Origin of the sequence: Methanolobus zinderi, assembly GCF_013388255.1 — an archaeon.
Taxonomy (GTDB): Archaea; Halobacteriota; Methanosarcinia; order Methanosarcinales; family Methanosarcinaceae; genus Methanolobus; species Methanolobus zinderi.
Genome location: NZ_CP058215.1, coordinates 2,028,100 through 2,044,581, shown reverse-complemented (window position 1 = coordinate 2,044,581; position 16,482 = coordinate 2,028,100). Strand labels below are relative to the sequence as shown.

The following is a 16,482-nucleotide window of genomic DNA, read 5'->3' as shown; positions in this document are numbered from 1 at the left end:
TATCTCATGGACGAGGTCGATATTTCCATACTGGAACATCTTTCCGGCAATTGCAGGAAACATAGTACGGTTATCGCAAGTGAACTCGGTGTGGCCACATCCACGGTTCACAAGCGAATTGAAAAAATGTATGATTCAGGCATTATCAAAGAATTTACCATAAAGGTAGATCCTGATGTTGTCGGGTTTAATATTACTACTTTTGTAGGGATAAACCTCGAACCAAATCAGAGTGCAGGTGTTATCGAGCGACTTAATGAGATCGATGATGTTCTGGAAATATATGAACTTCTGGAACCCTATGATCTGCTTTTAAAAGTACAGACATTTGATGTGCACACACTGAAGGAAAAAGTGCTGGTCCCCATCAGTAATATGGAAGGTATTAAAAAATCCGATAGCATACTGACTACAAAATGTCATAAAGATACTAGTCTTTCTATCCGCAAGAAATCTTGAACAATCTAGATGTAATGATTATTCATGATAATTACTCGGAACCTATTTATACTTACATGATAGTTTCATCTTTGGTGATCAAATGCGAAAAGAAGTGATCCAAGTGGTATCACGGGACAATGGAGGACTTGTTTCCAAGAAGATCAAGGCAGCGCCTTATGAGTTCACCATTGCTACACGTGCCAAGTGGGAAATGGTAATCTCCGATGAAGACCTCGAAATCCGTGCGGGTGAGTTTAAAAGGGTCACAGTGAAGGAGATCACCCTGGAGCCTGATATGGTAGCTATTCCATGTACTTTTACGCACCATGCAATAGTTTCGTTGATCAAGGTGGGTGCTAAGGGTGGAGCAAAGCCTGTGGACAGCGAACGTGTAATCAAACATGCATATGTACTGGGCCAGGAGAATGGCAGGATCAGGGAAGGCGATCTGATAGCCGTACTCAATATTTTCCCGATAATGTTTACCCGTGAGGCTCTGAACCCCAGAGCAGTCAGGTAATCGGGGGTAAGTTAATGGAAACCTGTACTATCTGTGGTGACCTTCAGGACTATAAGCATTATGAAGGCTACAATATCTGCACTGCATGCGTGGATATCATGGAAGATGTCATGGGAGAGTATTTCGTGCGCACAATTAGGAGTAATATTCCCAAGGCGCATGCTGGCTATCTGAGATATCTTAACAATACTACCAAGTACATCTCTGATTATAAGAAAATAACAGAGAAATCCCATCAACATACAAGAGATGTTGGGGATCGTGTATCCGAGGCTATGGAAAAGAATAACGGGCATCCTTCGAAGCAGCGGTATTTCGAGCATATGCAGAAGGTGCTTGACTGGCTTGAGGGCACTCCGCAGTTCTATCATTACTACTTCAAGGAATATTATGTATGTCCCGGATGCGGGGCTTCTATCTTTGAGAAATATTCCCGGCGCAATTTGGGAGACTGGCTGATAGTAACATGTTCGGAATGCGATATGGTGATTAAAAAATACTATTCTCCAAAGCAGGTGTGACCCGGTATTTTGATATGCGGGATATTCCTGCCTTCTTTAATTTATTTGCTTAACTTCTTCCTTCTGCACTATGTTACTGTTCTTAACTTATCCTTACGTCAGTATATGCAAAAACTGAGTCTGCTTGCATGTATCATTGTTTAAATACTTATCTTTTATTCATATAGTGCTCAAATCTGAATTTCTGAGTTCTATAGCCTTGATTGCCACAATTTAAATATAATGAATTTATATCAACTAATAGCCAACTCAATCTATTGAAAAATATATCAAAAGATATGATTTGATTTATTTAATTGCAGACTTGGTATATGAAAAAAACACACAGAAGGTATTTTATACATATAAAAAGTCTACGTAATAACCCTCAGGAGAATTGTTATGTCAGAAATAATCGATATGGGTAACATAATATATAGTTACATACCGGTTGCAATAATTCTTGTTGTGGCATTACTGATGCCTCCTCTGACCATGTTCTTAGTTAAGGCACTAAGTCCGAGGAGTAAATCTGCAGCAAAATATCAGACATATGAAGCCGGTTCGGTCCCTACCGGGGATGCCAGAATACAGTTCAATGTCGAGTATTATCTTTATGCCATTGCTTTTGTTCTCTTTGATATAGAGGTCCTGTTCTTATATCCATGGGCTACTATCTTCAAAGGACATGGAATTACTCAATTAGCAACCGTCGAAATGCTGGTCTTTATTTTTGTTGTATTGTTCGGTTACGTCTACCTCTTAAAGAAGGAGGCTCTTAAATGGATGAAGTAGAGCAAACAGAAGCTGAACAGACCGAAGTTGAAGAAAACGAAGCTGAAAATTTCGGGTATGATGATGTTCCCGGTGTCACACTTACAGACAGCAATGCGATCAGTGACTTTTTGAAGAAAACGAAGGTTCAGGATGTTCTTAACTGGGGAAGGAAGAATTCACTCTGGTTTACGGTAAATGCAATGGGATGCTGTGGTGTGGAGCTGCTTTCCACAGGAATGGCCCACTATGATACCGACCGTTTCGGAATCATCCCTCGTAACTCTCCAAGACATGCCGATGTGCTCATTATCAGCGGATATGTGACAAAGAAGTACCTGCCTGCACTCAAAAGGGTCTGGGATCAGATGCCTTCACCCAAGTGGGTAATCGCCTTTGGAGACTGTGCCATAAGCGGTGGTCCTTTCTATGAGTCATACAGCACTCACCAGAACGTTGATGAGATCTTCCCGGTGGATGTTTTCGTCCCGGGCTGTCCTCCAAGATGTGAGGCTCTTATTCAGGGTTTTGTTGAACTTCAGAAAAAGATCGAAGCTAAGAAAGATAGGGGTACGGAATATTGAGGTGAAAAAATGGATGCCAATACTATAATTGATTCACTTTCAGGTCAGTTCCCTGATGATATATACGATACCGATGTTGAGTCCGGAATCAGAATACTTGCCAAGGTAAAACCTGAGAATGTAGTGGAAGTATGCAGATATCTCAAGGAAGAACTGTCCTTTGACCACCTAGGTTGTGAGTTCGGTGTTGATTACCCGGACAGGAATGAGATTGAGGTCGTATACCTCATAAGCTCATATGACCATCCTGTAGTACTTACCTTAAAGGCGATCCTTCCAAGGGACAATCCAGAGATTGAATCGGTTGTTCCTGTTTACTGGAATGCCAACTGGTACGAAAGAGAAACCTACGAACTGCTTGGTGTGAAGTATATCAACCACCCGGACCTCAGGCAGCTTGTACTTCCGAAAGAGATGCTGGGCGAGTGGCCACTGCGTAAGGATTACAAGGGCTTCCCCAATAAGACAGCTAAGAATTTGGTGTGAGGATTCATTATGTTGGAAGAAAAAGTTGGACCTTCTGAAATGATAGTACACATCGGGCCACAACACCCGATGCTACCGGGACCGTTCAGACTGAACGCCAGGCTGAGGGGTGAAACGGTTGTTGATTCCGAGGTCGAGATGGGCTGGATCCATAAAGGGATCGAAAAGATACTTGAGAATAAAACGTATCTTCAGGGAATAACCATCGTTGACAGGATATGCTATCTTGCGGCACTGAGCAATGAAGAAGCTTATGTCGGATGTGTCGAGAAGCTTGCAGGTATAGAAGTGCCTGAAAGATCACAATACATCCGTGTTATTGTCGAAGAGCTTTCCAGATTACAGAGTCACCTGCTTGGTATGGGAGAATATGCTTCCTTTGTTGGTTTTGTAAGTATGTTCATGTACACCATCAAGGAAAGGGAAGATGTACTGAGTTTACTTGACTCCATTACAGGAGCCCGTATCACTCACAGCTTCCTGAGATTCGGTGGTGTCAAGGATGATATTCCGCCCGGTTTCAGGGATGACGTCAAGCGTGTTTTCCCCAATGTCAGAAAGGCTATTGATTCATATGAAGACATGTACAGCACGGATTCAATCTACAGGGCAAGAACTGTAGGTGTAGGTGTGCTGACAGCCGATGTTGCAAAGGATCTGGGAGTCTCGGGACCACCACTCAGGGCAACCGGTGTACCTTTTGATATCAGGAAGGATGAACCCTATCTTGTTTATGAGGACCTTGATTTCAAGGTATGTACGGAAACAGCCGGTGATGTCTATGCAAGGATACAGGTCCGTCTCGATGAGATGCGTGAAAGCATGTATATAATCGAGCAGTGTCTTGACCAGATGCCTGAAGGACCCCTGTTCGCTGAAGACACTCCCTATGGCAAGAGGTCTCCTGTCATGAGAATTCCTGCCGGTGAGGTATATCACCGTGTGGAAGACCCAAGAGGAGAAATGGGATTCTATATGGTCTCCGATGGCTCAGACAAACCATACCGTGTGAAGATCAGAGGTCCGGTCTACCCCACACTGCAGACATTGCCACCTCTTCTCAAGGGTGTCAAGGTTGCGGATATCGTGGCGATTGCCGGAAGTATGGACACATGTACCAGCGAGGTTGACAGGTGATAATTATGGAGTTACCGGAAATTTTATTCAATCCTCTTGTTAGGGGTATCCTGGGTCTGTGCCTGATGGGTGCAATATTCCTTGGTGCCATGGCTGCCGTATGGTTCGAGCGTAAACTCTCGGCAGACATCCAGCAGAGATACGGTCCTATGAGAGTAGGTCCCCATGGAGTGTTCCAGCTGGTTGCCGATGCTATCAAGCTGTTCACAAAAGAAGACATTATACCAAAGAATGCTGACAGGCTATTGTTCGTCGCAGCACCTATTCTTCTGATGGGCTCTGTCTTCCTGATGCTTGTGGCAATACCCTTTGGTGCTGTAGTTATAAACGGGGATACCTATCCCATAGCCGCAACAGAGATGGATATAAGTATTCTCTATATAGAGGCCATGTCCTCGATATCGATCGTCGGTATCTTCATGGTGGCATACAGTGCCAATAACAAGTATTCTCTTCTTGGTGCTTTCAGAAACTTCGCACGTATGATCGGATACGAGGTACCACTTGGTATCTGTGTCGTGAGTGTAGCCATTATGGCAGGTTCACTGAACATCGTACAGATCGCGGAGGCACAGAGTCCGCTGTGGTTCGTTGTATTGCAGCCTTTAGGTTTTATAGTGTTTGTTATCGCTCTGCTGGCTGATATGGGACGTCTTCCCTTCGACCAGAACGAATCAGAAGAAGAACTTATTGCAGGATGGATCACCGAATACACAGGTATGAGGTTCGGTCTTGGTTTCTTCGCAGAGTACATCCACCTTATCCTTGGTTCAATGCTCATTGTACTGTTGTTCCTCGGAGGCTGGAACCTGCCTGAATTCCTTACTTCGAATTTGATACTCGGTATTATCCTCCCGACTGCCTTCTTCCTTGGAAAGGTTGTTCTGGTGATGCTGGGAATCATAGCTCTCAGATGGGCTGTCCCGAGGTTCAGGATCGATCAGGTAGTAGATCTTAGCTGGAAACGCCTTCTGCCTTTATCCCTCCTTAATCTCGGATGGGTAATCGCACTTGGTCTGCTGGGGGTATGAATAGATGGTCATTAAAAATTTAATGAAAGCTGTTAAGAACATTTATTTCGGCCCTCCTGTTACAAGAATGTGTCCGGAAGTACCCACAAAGCTTGCAGACAGGTTCAGGGGCTTACAGAAACTTGACAAGAGTAAATGCATAGGTTGTGGAATATGTGCAAATACATGTCCCAACAATGCAATTAAGATAGTAAAGGCCCGTGTTAGTCCGGGCAGTGACAAAAAAAGATGGTTCCCTTCAATTGATATAGGCCACTGTCTGTTCTGTGGTCTTTGCATTGATCAGTGTCCCAAAGATGCTCTCTCAAACAGCAAGGTATACCTTACAGGTATCATCCGCTGGCAACATGAGGATCTTCTCTTTACGCCGGATATGCTGGCAAGGGAAGTTGATATCAATGCTGAGGAAGAGGCCGGCGAGGAGGTGAGCAGATGGACCCCACAGTAGGTACCATCATTGAACTTATTATTTTCTCAATCCTGGCCTTCACAGCGATACTTTTCTCAATATTCGTTGTGAGTGCAAGGAATGTTGTCAGAGCAGCGATCGCACTGGTAATATCCATGTTCGTAGTTGCAGCCCTGTACATCATGCTGAATGCCCAGTTCCTGGGAGTTGTCCAGGTACTCGTATACATAGGTGCAATTGGTGTATTGATCCTGTTCGCAGTTATGCTTACAAAAAAGGAGTTTGGTACGGATGATGAATAAAGAAATAACGATTAAACCGATGGAGATTCTCACATCAGTATACAACTTCTTCAGGCCACGTATACTCGGGATGACAGTCGCATTCCTTTTCCTGGCTGTCCTCATGGTATCTGTGTTCTTTACAAGCTGGCCATCTGTTGACCAGATTCCACAGAACCTTGACGACCCAAGTAATATCCAGGGAATCGGAGTAATGATCTTCACGGACTTTGTAGTACCCTTCGAGATCCTCTCGATAGTATTACTATCCTCACTCATGGGTGCTATCTACATGGCAAAAGGAGATGGTAGCCAGTGATACCCGTTGAACTCTACATAGGTCTTGCCGTGATCATATTCACCATAGGTCTCTATGGTTTCATGACACAGCGCAGCGGTATCCGTATGTTGATGTCTGTTGAACTCATGCTCAACTCCGCAAACCTGAACCTGGTTGCATTCTCAAGCTATAATGCAGACCTTACCGGACAGGTATTCGCTCTGTATTCAATTGCACTTGCAGCTTGTGAGGCAGCAATCGGATTTGCGATACTTATGGCCATCTTCAGGATGAAAGATACGATCAATCTTGATTCATTTAACGTATTGAGGTGGTAAAAATGGCAATTGGAGATTTCGCATTCTTAATACCACTACTACCCGCACTTGCATTTGTACTGACTTTCTTCCTAGGGAAGAAGCTTCCAAATGGCGGTGCAATAATACCAATAGCGGCGATCGCAACGTCTTTTGTGATCTCTCTACTTATTACATTGAACCTGCTTCAGAACCCTGAAGAGGTTATTACTCAGTCTTACAGCTGGTTTGCTCTGTTCAATGTGGGTGTCCTTGTGGACCCGCTGGCAGCAGTAATGCTCACAATGGTGACATTTGTCAGTCTGCTCATACACATCTATTCAGTAGGCTACATGTCCCATGACGCAGCACCTTCCAGATACTTTGCAGAGACTGCGCTTTTCACAGCTTCAATGCTGAGTCTTATACTTTCAGACAACATCCTTCAGCTCTTTGTCAGCTGGGAACTTGTTGGTCTGTGTTCTTACCTGCTCATCGGATTCTGGTACCAGAAGCCTTCCGCGGCAACAGCTGCAAAGAAAGCTTTCCTGACAACCAGGATTGGTGACGTTATGTTTCTTGCAGGTATTGTCCTGTTGTTCGCAGATCTGTTTACGATCTTCAACGGCACGATCCCCGCAGGTACCTACATACTCAGGTTCGACGAGATATTTGCTCACATTCCGGAAATAGCAGCGATCAACGCTAACATACTTGGAATGGAAGTGAGCCATATTACTATTATAACACTGCTCTTCTTCGGAGGTGCGGTAGGTAAATCAGGTCAGTTCCCGCTTCATGTGTGGCTTCCTGATGCAATGGAAGGTCCTACAACCGTTTCAGCTCTCATACACGCAGCAACAATGGTTACAGCCGGTGTCTATCTGGTTGCAAGGACATTCCCGATGTTCATAGCAGCACCTGATTCACTGCTTGTGGTCGCATACCTTGGTGCATTCACAGCGATATTCGCAGCAACTATGGGTATTGTGATGAACGATCTCAAGCGTGTGCTTGCATACTCCACCATCAGCCAGCTCGGTTACATGATGCTGGGTCTTGGTGTCGGAGCTGCAATCGGTGCAGAAGCAGTGGGTGTTTCACTCTTCCACCTGATCAACCACGCATTCTTCAAGGCTCTTCTCTTCCTGTGTGCAGGCAGCGTGATCCACGCAGTGGGCACACATGATATGAGACAGCTCGGAGGAGTGGCCAAGGTCATGCCGATAACTGCGCTGACAATGATCATTGCAGCATTTTCACTTGCAGGATTCGGTATACCCGGTACATCCATTGGTTTCAGCGGTTTCATGAGTAAGGATCCAATAATCGAGAGTGCATACCTCTTCGCTGAGAGCAGCGGAATGTGGTTGCCATACCTGTTCTCGATCGTTGCAGCACTGCTGACATCCCTGTATATATTCAGGCTGATCTTCATGACGTTCTTCGGTAAACCACGTACGGATTACGGAGGACACGAGTCACCTGCTTCAATGACAATCCCACTCTCCATACTCGCATTGTTCGCACTGGTCTTCGGTGCTCTTACAAGAACATCGTTCTATCATTTCCTTGAAGAGACCTTTACGAACAACTTCGTGAACATGGATATCCCTGCACTTGCGGAAATGGGAGGCTACCACCTTGCATCCCATGCAGGACACGAGCCTCTGCTCATATTATGGATGCCATTGATAGTTGCAGTTGCAGGTCTTCTGATCGCATATCTGGTATACGGACTGAAGATAGTCAACATGGATAACCTTGTTTCAAGGAACAATCCTGTTTACAAGCTTCTTTACAACAGGTACTATCAGAACGAGATCTTCACAGACTTCTTCTCTGTAAAAGTGATCTATGAAGGATTTGCGTTTGCATCCCGTTCCGTCGAACGTGGATTTGACTGGCTCGTCAACTGGATAAGCGATATTACGATCGAGACCGGAGAATCTGTACGTCAGTTCCAGACCGGAGTGATACAGACCTATGCAACCACCGTTGTTGCGGGAGTCGGTCTTCTGATCATACTTATCAGAGTGATCATGGAGGTAATCTGATGATATTATCTTTAATCGTGCTGATACCTCTGATATTTGCAGCACTTACACTACTTACAAAAACAAAAGAACAGGCAAGGGGAATGGCCCTTGTAGCAACAGTTGCAGTACTGATACTCACATTGTATATGTACTTCAACTTTGACAGTACAATAGCGACTAACCAATTTGAGGAAATGTACCAGTGGGTTCCATCCCTGGGAATAACCTATCATCTTGGTGTGGACGGAATTGCAATGCCATTGATACTTCTCAATGCTATCGTGCTACCGTTCCTTATCCTCTACACATGGAATGACGACAGGAAGGCTCCAAATAAGTTCTATGCACTCATTCTGGCAACAGAGGGTGCAGCTATCGGTGTATTTGCAGCACTGGACTTCTTCCTGTTCTACATATTCTGGGAACTTACTCTCATACCGCTCTTCTTCATGGTGAGCATATGGGGAGGTCCCAACAAACACCACGCATCAATCAAGTTCTTCATCTACACCCATGTTGCATCTCTTGTGATGCTGCTGGGTATATTCGGACTGTATTTCGCAGCCTGGGACGCCACAGGTGTACCAAACCTGGACATCCCGTATCTGCTTTCCCAGTTCCAGTTCATCGAATCCGGTCTGATGAAGGATTTGATATTCCTTGCACTGCTGTTCGGTTTCATCGTGAAGCTGCCTGTGGTTCCGTTCCATTCATGGCAGCCTGATGCATATACCGAGGCACCTACTGCCGGTAGTGTGCTTTTTGTGATGCTCAAGATCGGTGGATACGGTATCTTCAAGATAATGCTTCCACTGCTTCCGTTCACAGCATCACCTGATCTGATGATCACAATACTTGCGGCCCTTGGTGCGGTAAGCATAATCTACGGTGCATTCGTCGCTCTCTCACAGAGGGACCTTAAGAGAATGATAGTATACTCCAGTGTAAGTCACATGGGATACGTAACCCTGGGTGCAGCCGGTCTGGTATCTCTTTCAGTATCCGGTGCAATGTTCCAGCAGTTCTCACACGGACTTATCATGAGTGTTATGTTCATGGCCAGTGGCGTGATCAACGCTGCCACAGGAACCAGGATTATCAATGACCTTGGAGGACTTGCACAGAAGATGCCAAAGCTGGCAGTGATAATGGTGCTGACCTTCATGGCTTCCCTCGGACTTCCGGGACTTACCGGTTTTGTTGCCGAGGTGTCCGTCCTTTCAGGAACATTCGTGAACCTGCCGGTATATGTGATGATCGCACTGCTTGCAATCGTTATAACAGCAGCATACCACCTGTGGGCTCTTCAGAGAGCAATGTTCGGTGTATTCAATGAAAAACTCGGCACAATCGTCGACATAAACAGTTATCAGACATTGTCCATGGGACTCATTGCAATGCTCATACTGTACTTCGGACTTAATCCAAGCCCGGTGCTTGATATGATGTTGACAAATTCAGAAAACATAATCAGCCTTATGGCTGCAATGGGGGTGTGAATCATGGATCTGATGTTATTAGCTCCTGAGCTCACTCTCGCAGTAACAGGCCTTGCTGTATTGCTCATAGGCCTTTTCCTACCAGTTGGCTCAAAAAAGATATTGGGATTCATCGCAAGTATCGGTGTCCTTGCTGCATTGGCCCTGACGGTCACAAGCCTTGGAACCGAGGCGATGATGTTCAATGATACATTGTCGATCGATGCGCTGTCCCAGTTCTTCAAGATAGTCTTCCTCGTGGTTGCATTGTTGTTTACGATCGCATCCATCAAATACATGGAAGGCAACAAGAATGCCGAGGAGTTCTTCTCCCTCGGACTATTCGCGACCATCGGTATGATGTTCGTAGCATCTGCAAACGACCTTATGGTACTCTTTGTGGCTTTCGAGCTTGCAAGTCTGGCAACCTATGCCCTTGCCGGATTTGAGAAGACGAACCAGAAGTCACTGGAAGCCTCCATGAAGTACTTCATGATAGGTTCCCTTTCAGCGGCCCTGTTGCTCTTTGGTATCAGTTTCATTTACGGAATGACAGGTACCACTAACATTCCTGCCATTGCAGAAAATGCCGCAGGTCTTGTAACAAATCCTATAGGAATCGTTGCTGTGATCCTTCTGATAGCAGGATTCGGTTTCAAGATCGCTCTTGTACCATTCCACATGTGGGCTCCTGACACATACCAGGGTTCACCATCAGTGGTCTCATCCCTGCTTGCGGCAGGTTCCAAGAAGATGGGAATTGTGGCAGCTTTCAAGGTATTTATCGTAGCCCTGATCGCACTGCAGGTCGAATGGCAGACAGTGTTCGCTATACTGGCGGTCGTCACAATGACCTATGGTAACGTGGTTGCAGTAACCCAGACCAGTGTCAAGAGGATGCTAGCATATTCATCCCTTGCACAGGCAGGTTACATCTCAATGGCATTTGTAGTACTTACACCATTGGCACTTAGCGGTGGTATACTCTACGCACTGTCACATGGCTTCATGAAGGCAGGAGCTTTCATTGCAACCGCAGCAGTGGTATACATGGTACTCTCAGAGAACAAGGATACAGAGGATCCTGACCATCTTGATAACTTCAGGGGTCTTGGAAGGAGGATGCCGATAACAGCACTCTCAATGACGATCTTCGTATTCGCTCTGGCCGGTATACCTCTTACAGCAGGTTTCACGAGTAAGTTCGTACTGTTCTCATCCACAATCCAGGCAGGATTTGTCTGGCTTGCTGTGATTGCCATACTTAACAGTGCACTGTCACTGTACTACTACGCCAAGATCGTGAAATACATGTACTTCCTGCCAACAGATGCAGATAAGGTATCAGAACCACTTCCATACACCATCGCTCTTGTCATAGCTGTGATCGGTGTCCTTGCGATTGGTTTCTGGCCCGAGCCTTTCAGCTACTGGGCAATGGAAGCAGCAAAGGTATTGATCCCGGGAGGTATCTAAGATGGCAGATTGTGATCTATGCGGAGTTGCTATTCCCACAGTCGTACCGGTTCAGGTATTCAAGCCAAGGTTCGCCCACTCCTATCCACATGGAATGTGGCAGGGACTTTGCGAGGACTGCCTGAATGCTGCAAAGGAATCACACGATAAGCAGGAAGAATCTCCTTCCTGTGGAATTGCAGGAAAATGTGATCTTTGTGGTGGAATAGAACGTCTCCATCCTGTACTTATCAGCAGGCCATCCTTCTCCAAAGGTGCGGATGAGGATACTGTCAGGCTCTGCAAAAGGTGTCTTGACTCAGTAGACAAGGCATCTGATGAATGGGAAAAGGAGAAATCCGAAAGCGAGCACGAGCACCATTGAATGAATCGGTCTTACCGATTCTTTCTTTATTCTTTTTTGAAATCTTAAGTGCTACCGCACGCCTTCCGGTCTTAAATTATTGTTTCAGATTACTGTTCTTTCCATCTGTTAATATCTCTGTCAATCTTTTCGACATCTTCATCGATTCTCTTCTGCATGTCCTCAGTCATTCCTTTTTCACCAAGGGCTCTCCTGATGTCTGATGTACTGTCATACTTTTTATCAGGAATATCCTGCAGATCAGAGATTATGTTCTCGGAAGCATGATGTTTTCTGGCAAAGTCAAGAATATCTCTTTTATTCTTCGGATATTCCATTCCTTCCAGTGCTTCCTGTACGGCGGCTGCATTGCTTCTCATATTTTCACTCCCCATAAGGTTTAGTAACTACTCATGAGTAATATTCGACCGATAGTATATATAAATACTAGAAAAACATCTACATCTGGAATTTATGTACCTATAAACCCGCTTGATAGCATTTATACGTGTAAGTGATACTGTTAGTTAAATTTGTACCTTCACATTATAATTTATTTAACATCCGTAATACTTAAATAAGCTGACACCTCATATAAATTAGGGGAAGGCAAACAGATTGCCTTATTTGTAACTAAAAGGGAGTGATAACTATGGCTATGCCAGAAATATTTTCAGCCAGTAACTTAGAAGGAGACAAAGTCATAAATTCAAAAGGTGAAGAACTTGGTAAGATAAAGGATGTCGTACTTGATGTGACTAACGATTCAATCGCTTATGTCGTGATATCCTTCGGTGGTTTTATGGGCGTTGCAAACAAGCTTTTCGGTGTACCCATCGAAGCTTTAAAGAAGAAACCCGGTGAGGACGTTTTCGTCCTGAATGTCGAAAAGGAAAGACTAAAGGATGCTCCGGGTTTTGACAAGGATAAATGGCCCGGTATTTCCGGTGAGGCACAAATGGACTACGCAGCGTGTATCTATGGTTACTATGGATATGAATGTCCGTATCAGTCAACTGAGATACTAGGTGAGAGCGAAAGGACATGGGACCGCTCACTTGAACAGCCAAGTGGCCGTACGATCGAGGAGATGGGTGGCATAAAGGAAGAAGGAAAGACCCTCGAAGGTCTTGGTGGCATAAAGGAAGAAGGAAGAACATTAAAAGGATCCAAAAGAAAATCTGAATAATGGCCGAATATGTAGAAAGGTCAACTGGAGATGTATAGGGAGTTAGTAACTCCTGCTATGTTCTTTTTTATCTTTTAATATTTTCATTAATATTCGATTTTAGCTTTGTCTGGATATAGATGCTGTTCTATTAGGTTTAGAATATTTTATAAAGCCGATCAGGTAGTTCCGTATGGCCCGATCGGCTTCTATCTAAGGTGTCCATTGAACTTGTTCTGATTGTTCACTGGCTATGGTCTGTAATTCTCATCTGCCTGAGAACTCACTGCTTAAATCTGAAGCAGTCTCATACCTCTTATCCGGTATTTTTCCCAGGTCGTCCATTACGTCCTGCGAAGCACCGTGGTCTTTGGCATAATCCAGAACTTCCTTCTTTTGTTTAGGGTAGTTTATACCTGAAAGTGCTTTCTGTACTTCAGCAGCATTGGATTTCAATATGTCACCTCCCACTCACTAATTGGATTAAACCCGGTTCACTGTTATATTCTCTGATATAAATAAATACTCTTATAATAATTTGTACAAAAAATACTTCTCTTGCCATTGAAAATCAATTTCTAAAATAAAGCATTTATATGCTTTTTAAGTTCTATGTTTCTGGAAACTTTTGCTTTGAATGAAATTTCAGGTATAAAATCTGCCTTAAACATGACTTTTTCCCGACAATATTTCTCAGATCCTACTTTAGTTGTATTATTTAATTGAATTTTAAAAAACGCTATACACCACCTGAGTTTCGTAATACTTAAATAAGCTCGAAATAGATATTTGCCGATGGAGGCAAAGCGCCTCATATCGAAAATCAAAAGGGAGTGGTTATATGGCTGTACCAAACATTTTGTCAGCTGGCAGTATGGACGGAGATAAAATAGTAAACGACCAGGGTGAAGACCTTGGAGACGTAAAAGATGTAATGATAGATCTTGAAAGCGGGTCAATTTCCTATGTAGTATTATCCTTCGGAGGTTTTCTTGGCTTAGGGGACAAATTGTTCGGAGTTCCGGTGGAAGCCTTAAGGAAAAAGCCCGACGAACATGAATTCGTTCTGGATGTGGACAAACAGAAGCTGGAAAATGCTCCGGGATTTGATAAAGATAACTGGCCTGGTACCCATGGTGACCATCAGGAATACATGAGAACCATCTATAGTCACTATGGCTACGAACAGCGTACTGCCAGGGGAACACAAATCATTGGAGAGGAAAGAGAAGAAGTGAGACCCAGAGAAGAGGCAAAGCAAACAAGAGAACAAGCTCCTGAAGCTGTGGCAGCCGCCCCGGTAGGTGCCAAAGCTGCAGTTGCGGGTGAAGAGATCAGGACAGGAGATATACAGAGTCGGGAAATCTACCAGATTCTTAAGAACGAACACGACAAAGTACTGGGTCTCTTTGATGAAGCGATAAACACTGGTTCAAGGGACACGTTCATGCAGATAAAAGCAGAATTGGACCCACATATGAACGGTGAGGAGGAAGTACTCTATCCTGTATTGAAGAAGCAAGGACGCACTCATGACATCTCCATGGAAGGTTATGAGGAACATCATGTTGCAAAGATGCTTCTATCAGAACTGGATAATATGAATGAAAAGGATGAGATGTGGATACCCAAACTCAAGGTACTGAAGGAAAATGTAAAGCATCATGTTGAAGAGGAAGAAAAGGAGATGTTTCCGGCTTCAAAGAATATTCTGAGTGAACAGAGGGCTGAAGAGATCGGCCAGAAATATCTGGACTTTAAGGACAGATATAATTCTACTCATGGTAAAAATATCTGATTCAGATATGTGTTCTTAATATGTCAGGGTCCTGCCCTGATATTTTTCTACTAAAAAATTTATACTGATTCCCCAGAAAAAAATTGTTTTTGCCTGATCAATAAAAAAGCGTATAGATTACAGCGGTGATCAGGAAACTGCTTATTCCCATGACCGCTCCTCCAACAGTGTATGTTTTCAATACTTCAGGAGTATCCATCTCCGCAAAGTCGGCCAGTATCCAGAAGTATGGGTCGTTGAAGTGAGATATCAGGAAGGTTCCCGAGGCCATGGAGAAGAGTACTATTTCTGCAGGTAATCCCAGTTCCGGCATGATCGGTATGACCAGTGCGGATGCGATGAACAATGTGACCATCCTGGAACCCTGCACGGTCTGAACTGCCGCCGCAACAAGGAACGGAATCAACAGGACAGGAATGTTCGAATCAAGCAGCATACCTCCAAGAGCTTCACCAACACCGGCCATTGCAAGGGTGGCTCCCAGTGCCCCTCCGCCACAAATATCAAGCAATACAAGTCCGCTCCTTCGTATTCCCTTTTCAACCCATGCTCTGATATCGGATGACTCAAAGTTACGTGCGGGAAGTGTCATTGCGAGGATAGCCCCCGCAAAAAGAGCTATACTTTCATGTCCGATAAGCTCTATCAGGGGTATGTTGGTGAGCAGACGTATCATAATAAGTACAATCGGAACAAGTATCGGAATATAGCTTGCAGTCCTGTATGTAAGTATCTCCGGTCTTTTTTCCTCCCTGACCATATTGTCGCAGCAATCCTCTTTGATGCTGAAACTGTAATATTTGCTGGCATAAAGATATCCCATCAGGAAAACCACTATGGCAATGGACATACCAATGATCAGAACCCGTGATGCGCTTAGCTGCATTTCATTGGTGAATGCATAGATTCCGGGTGAAGGGTACAATAGACCAAAGGATGCCATTGTTGCCAGGGCCAGGGCTACTTCTGTAAGGCCCTTCGGGAATCCGTGTTTGTCGCTCAGGTCCTTGGCTACCGGCAGAAAAATTATGAAAGCCAGTATCAGGCACATCATGGGCACCGCAAACACAAATCCGAGTAATGCGATTGCGAAAATTGGTTTTTTGAATATCTTTGTTATATCCTCAGCTATGAGTGCGGTGGCACCGGTCTTGTGCAGTATTACACCGATAATGCTACCTGAGGTGACTATTATCGCATACTGTGCAAATATACTGCTCATACCTGCGGTTATCGTATCAAGAGTGGCTTCGATTTCACCCGCAAGGAACCCCACCAATACTGACCCTGCTATCAAGCTAATGAATGGATGAACCCTCAGCCGTGCCGTTAGCACCAGCACGAAGGCCAGTGCTATAAGGAAAATGAGTAGAGGACTCATTAAGAATTAATTGGCTTTTGCTCTTATAAAGCTAACTGACCTCATTCAAATAGAAAGGCT

At 44.5% G+C, this 16,482-nt stretch carries 21 protein-coding genes; 18 read left to right on the top strand and 3 right to left on the bottom strand.

Features of this window, described 5'->3' with window-relative positions:
- Positions 1–6: 6 nt before the first annotated feature.
- From HWN40_RS10065 to fpoO, 16 genes are all read left to right on the top strand, one after another.
- On the top strand, positions 7–459 hold the full coding sequence (locus HWN40_RS10065; RefSeq protein ID WP_176965608.1) for an Lrp/AsnC family transcriptional regulator: 453 nt from the start codon (positions 7–9) through the stop codon (positions 457–459).
- Between the two features lie 82 nt (positions 460–541).
- Complete coding sequence (locus tag HWN40_RS10060; protein WP_176965607.1) at positions 542–961, top strand: DUF22 domain-containing protein; 420 nt, start codon at positions 542–544, stop codon at positions 959–961.
- 14 nt (positions 962–975) lie between these two features.
- A complete protein-coding gene (locus tag HWN40_RS10055; protein ID WP_176965606.1) occupies positions 976–1,482 on the top strand; it encodes a hypothetical protein in 507 nt (168 codons plus the stop codon).
- A gap of 381 nt (positions 1,483–1,863) precedes the next feature.
- A complete protein-coding gene (gene fpoA, locus HWN40_RS10050; RefSeq protein ID WP_176965605.1) occupies positions 1,864–2,256 on the top strand; it encodes a F420H2 dehydrogenase subunit FpoA in 393 nt (130 codons plus the stop codon).
- A complete protein-coding gene (fpoB, locus tag HWN40_RS10045; protein WP_176965604.1) occupies positions 2,244–2,819 on the top strand; it encodes a F(420)H(2) dehydrogenase subunit B in 576 nt (191 codons plus the stop codon). Before fpoA ends, fpoB begins: the two co-directional genes overlap by 13 nt.
- A 9-nt stretch (positions 2,820–2,828) precedes the next feature.
- The gene (gene fpoC / locus HWN40_RS10040) at positions 2,829–3,305 is read left to right on the top strand and encodes a F420H2 dehydrogenase subunit FpoC (protein WP_176965603.1); all 477 of its coding nucleotides are present in this window, start codon (positions 2,829–2,831) and stop codon (positions 3,303–3,305) included.
- 12 nt (positions 3,306–3,317) lie between these two features.
- Positions 3,318–4,442, top strand: coding sequence for a F420H2 dehydrogenase subunit FpoD (gene fpoD / locus HWN40_RS10035; RefSeq protein ID WP_176966378.1), 1,125 nt, complete (start codon positions 3,318–3,320; stop codon positions 4,440–4,442).
- Positions 4,443–4,447: 5 nt separating this feature from the next.
- Positions 4,448–5,473 carry a F420H2 dehydrogenase subunit FpoH gene (gene fpoH, locus HWN40_RS10030; protein ID WP_176965602.1) on the top strand — a complete coding sequence of 342 codons (1,026 nt, stop codon included), beginning with the start codon at positions 4,448–4,450 and terminating at the stop codon, positions 5,471–5,473.
- 4 nt (positions 5,474–5,477) lie between these two features.
- A complete protein-coding gene (fpoI, locus tag HWN40_RS10025; protein ID WP_176965601.1) occupies positions 5,478–5,921 on the top strand; it encodes a F420H2 dehydrogenase subunit FpoI in 444 nt (147 codons plus the stop codon).
- Positions 5,906–6,184, top strand: a complete 279-nt coding sequence (locus tag HWN40_RS13665; RefSeq protein ID WP_176965600.1) for an NADH-quinone oxidoreductase subunit J — start codon at positions 5,906–5,908, stop codon at positions 6,182–6,184. Before fpoI ends, HWN40_RS13665 begins: the two co-directional genes overlap by 16 nt.
- On the top strand, positions 6,174–6,482 hold the full coding sequence (gene fpoJ / locus HWN40_RS13660; RefSeq protein ID WP_176965599.1) for a F420H2 dehydrogenase subunit FpoJ: 309 nt from the start codon (positions 6,174–6,176) through the stop codon (positions 6,480–6,482). Before HWN40_RS13665 ends, fpoJ begins: the two co-directional genes overlap by 11 nt.
- Positions 6,479–6,781 (top strand): F420H2 dehydrogenase subunit FpoK, encoded by a 303-nt coding sequence (fpoK, locus tag HWN40_RS10010; RefSeq protein ID WP_176965598.1) that lies wholly within the window; start codon positions 6,479–6,481, stop codon positions 6,779–6,781. The genes fpoJ and fpoK overlap by 4 nt, the downstream gene beginning before the upstream one ends.
- A gap of 2 nt (positions 6,782–6,783) precedes the next feature.
- The gene (gene fpoL, locus HWN40_RS10005) at positions 6,784–8,796 is read left to right on the top strand and encodes a F420H2 dehydrogenase subunit FpoL (RefSeq protein WP_176965597.1); all 2,013 of its coding nucleotides are present in this window, start codon (positions 6,784–6,786) and stop codon (positions 8,794–8,796) included.
- Positions 8,796–10,277 carry a F(420)H(2) dehydrogenase subunit M gene (gene fpoM, locus HWN40_RS10000; RefSeq protein ID WP_176965596.1) on the top strand — a complete coding sequence of 494 codons (1,482 nt, stop codon included), beginning with the start codon at positions 8,796–8,798 and terminating at the stop codon, positions 10,275–10,277. Before fpoL ends, fpoM begins: the two co-directional genes overlap by 1 nt.
- On the top strand, positions 10,278–11,732 hold the full coding sequence (gene fpoN, locus HWN40_RS09995) for a F(420)H(2) dehydrogenase subunit N (protein WP_176966377.1): 1,455 nt from the start codon (positions 10,278–10,280) through the stop codon (positions 11,730–11,732). It abuts the gene before it with no gap.
- A gap of 1 nt (position 11,733) precedes the next feature.
- Positions 11,734–12,096, top strand: coding sequence for a F420H2 dehydrogenase subunit FpoO (gene fpoO / locus HWN40_RS09990; RefSeq protein WP_176965595.1), 363 nt, complete (start codon positions 11,734–11,736; stop codon positions 12,094–12,096).
- Between the two features lie 89 nt (positions 12,097–12,185).
- Here the strand turns inward: fpoO and HWN40_RS09985 are convergent, their stop codons facing one another.
- Positions 12,186–12,455: a DUF2795 domain-containing protein gene (locus tag HWN40_RS09985; RefSeq protein ID WP_176965594.1), complete on the bottom strand. Its 270-nt coding sequence runs from the start codon at positions 12,453–12,455 to the stop codon at positions 12,186–12,188.
- Positions 12,456–12,727: 272 nt separating this feature from the next.
- Between HWN40_RS09985 and HWN40_RS09980 the strand changes: the two genes are divergently transcribed.
- Positions 12,728–13,264: a PRC-barrel domain-containing protein gene (locus tag HWN40_RS09980; RefSeq protein WP_176965593.1), complete on the top strand. Its 537-nt coding sequence runs from the start codon at positions 12,728–12,730 to the stop codon at positions 13,262–13,264.
- 246 nt (positions 13,265–13,510) lie between these two features.
- Here the strand turns inward: HWN40_RS09980 and HWN40_RS09975 are convergent, their stop codons facing one another.
- Positions 13,511–13,699, bottom strand: coding sequence for a DUF2795 domain-containing protein (locus HWN40_RS09975; RefSeq protein ID WP_176965592.1), 189 nt, complete (start codon positions 13,697–13,699; stop codon positions 13,511–13,513).
- 385 nt (positions 13,700–14,084) lie between these two features.
- Here HWN40_RS09975 and HWN40_RS09970 point away from each other — a divergent pair, with 385 nt between their 5' ends.
- Positions 14,085–15,041 (top strand): hemerythrin domain-containing protein, encoded by a 957-nt coding sequence (locus HWN40_RS09970; RefSeq protein ID WP_176965591.1) that lies wholly within the window; start codon positions 14,085–14,087, stop codon positions 15,039–15,041.
- Positions 15,042–15,138: 97 nt separating this feature from the next.
- Here HWN40_RS09970 and HWN40_RS09965 read toward each other — a convergent pair whose 3' ends face one another.
- Positions 15,139–16,422 (bottom strand): GntP family permease, encoded by a 1,284-nt coding sequence (locus HWN40_RS09965; protein ID WP_176965590.1) that lies wholly within the window; start codon positions 16,420–16,422, stop codon positions 15,139–15,141.
- Positions 16,423–16,482 lie beyond the last annotated feature (60 nt).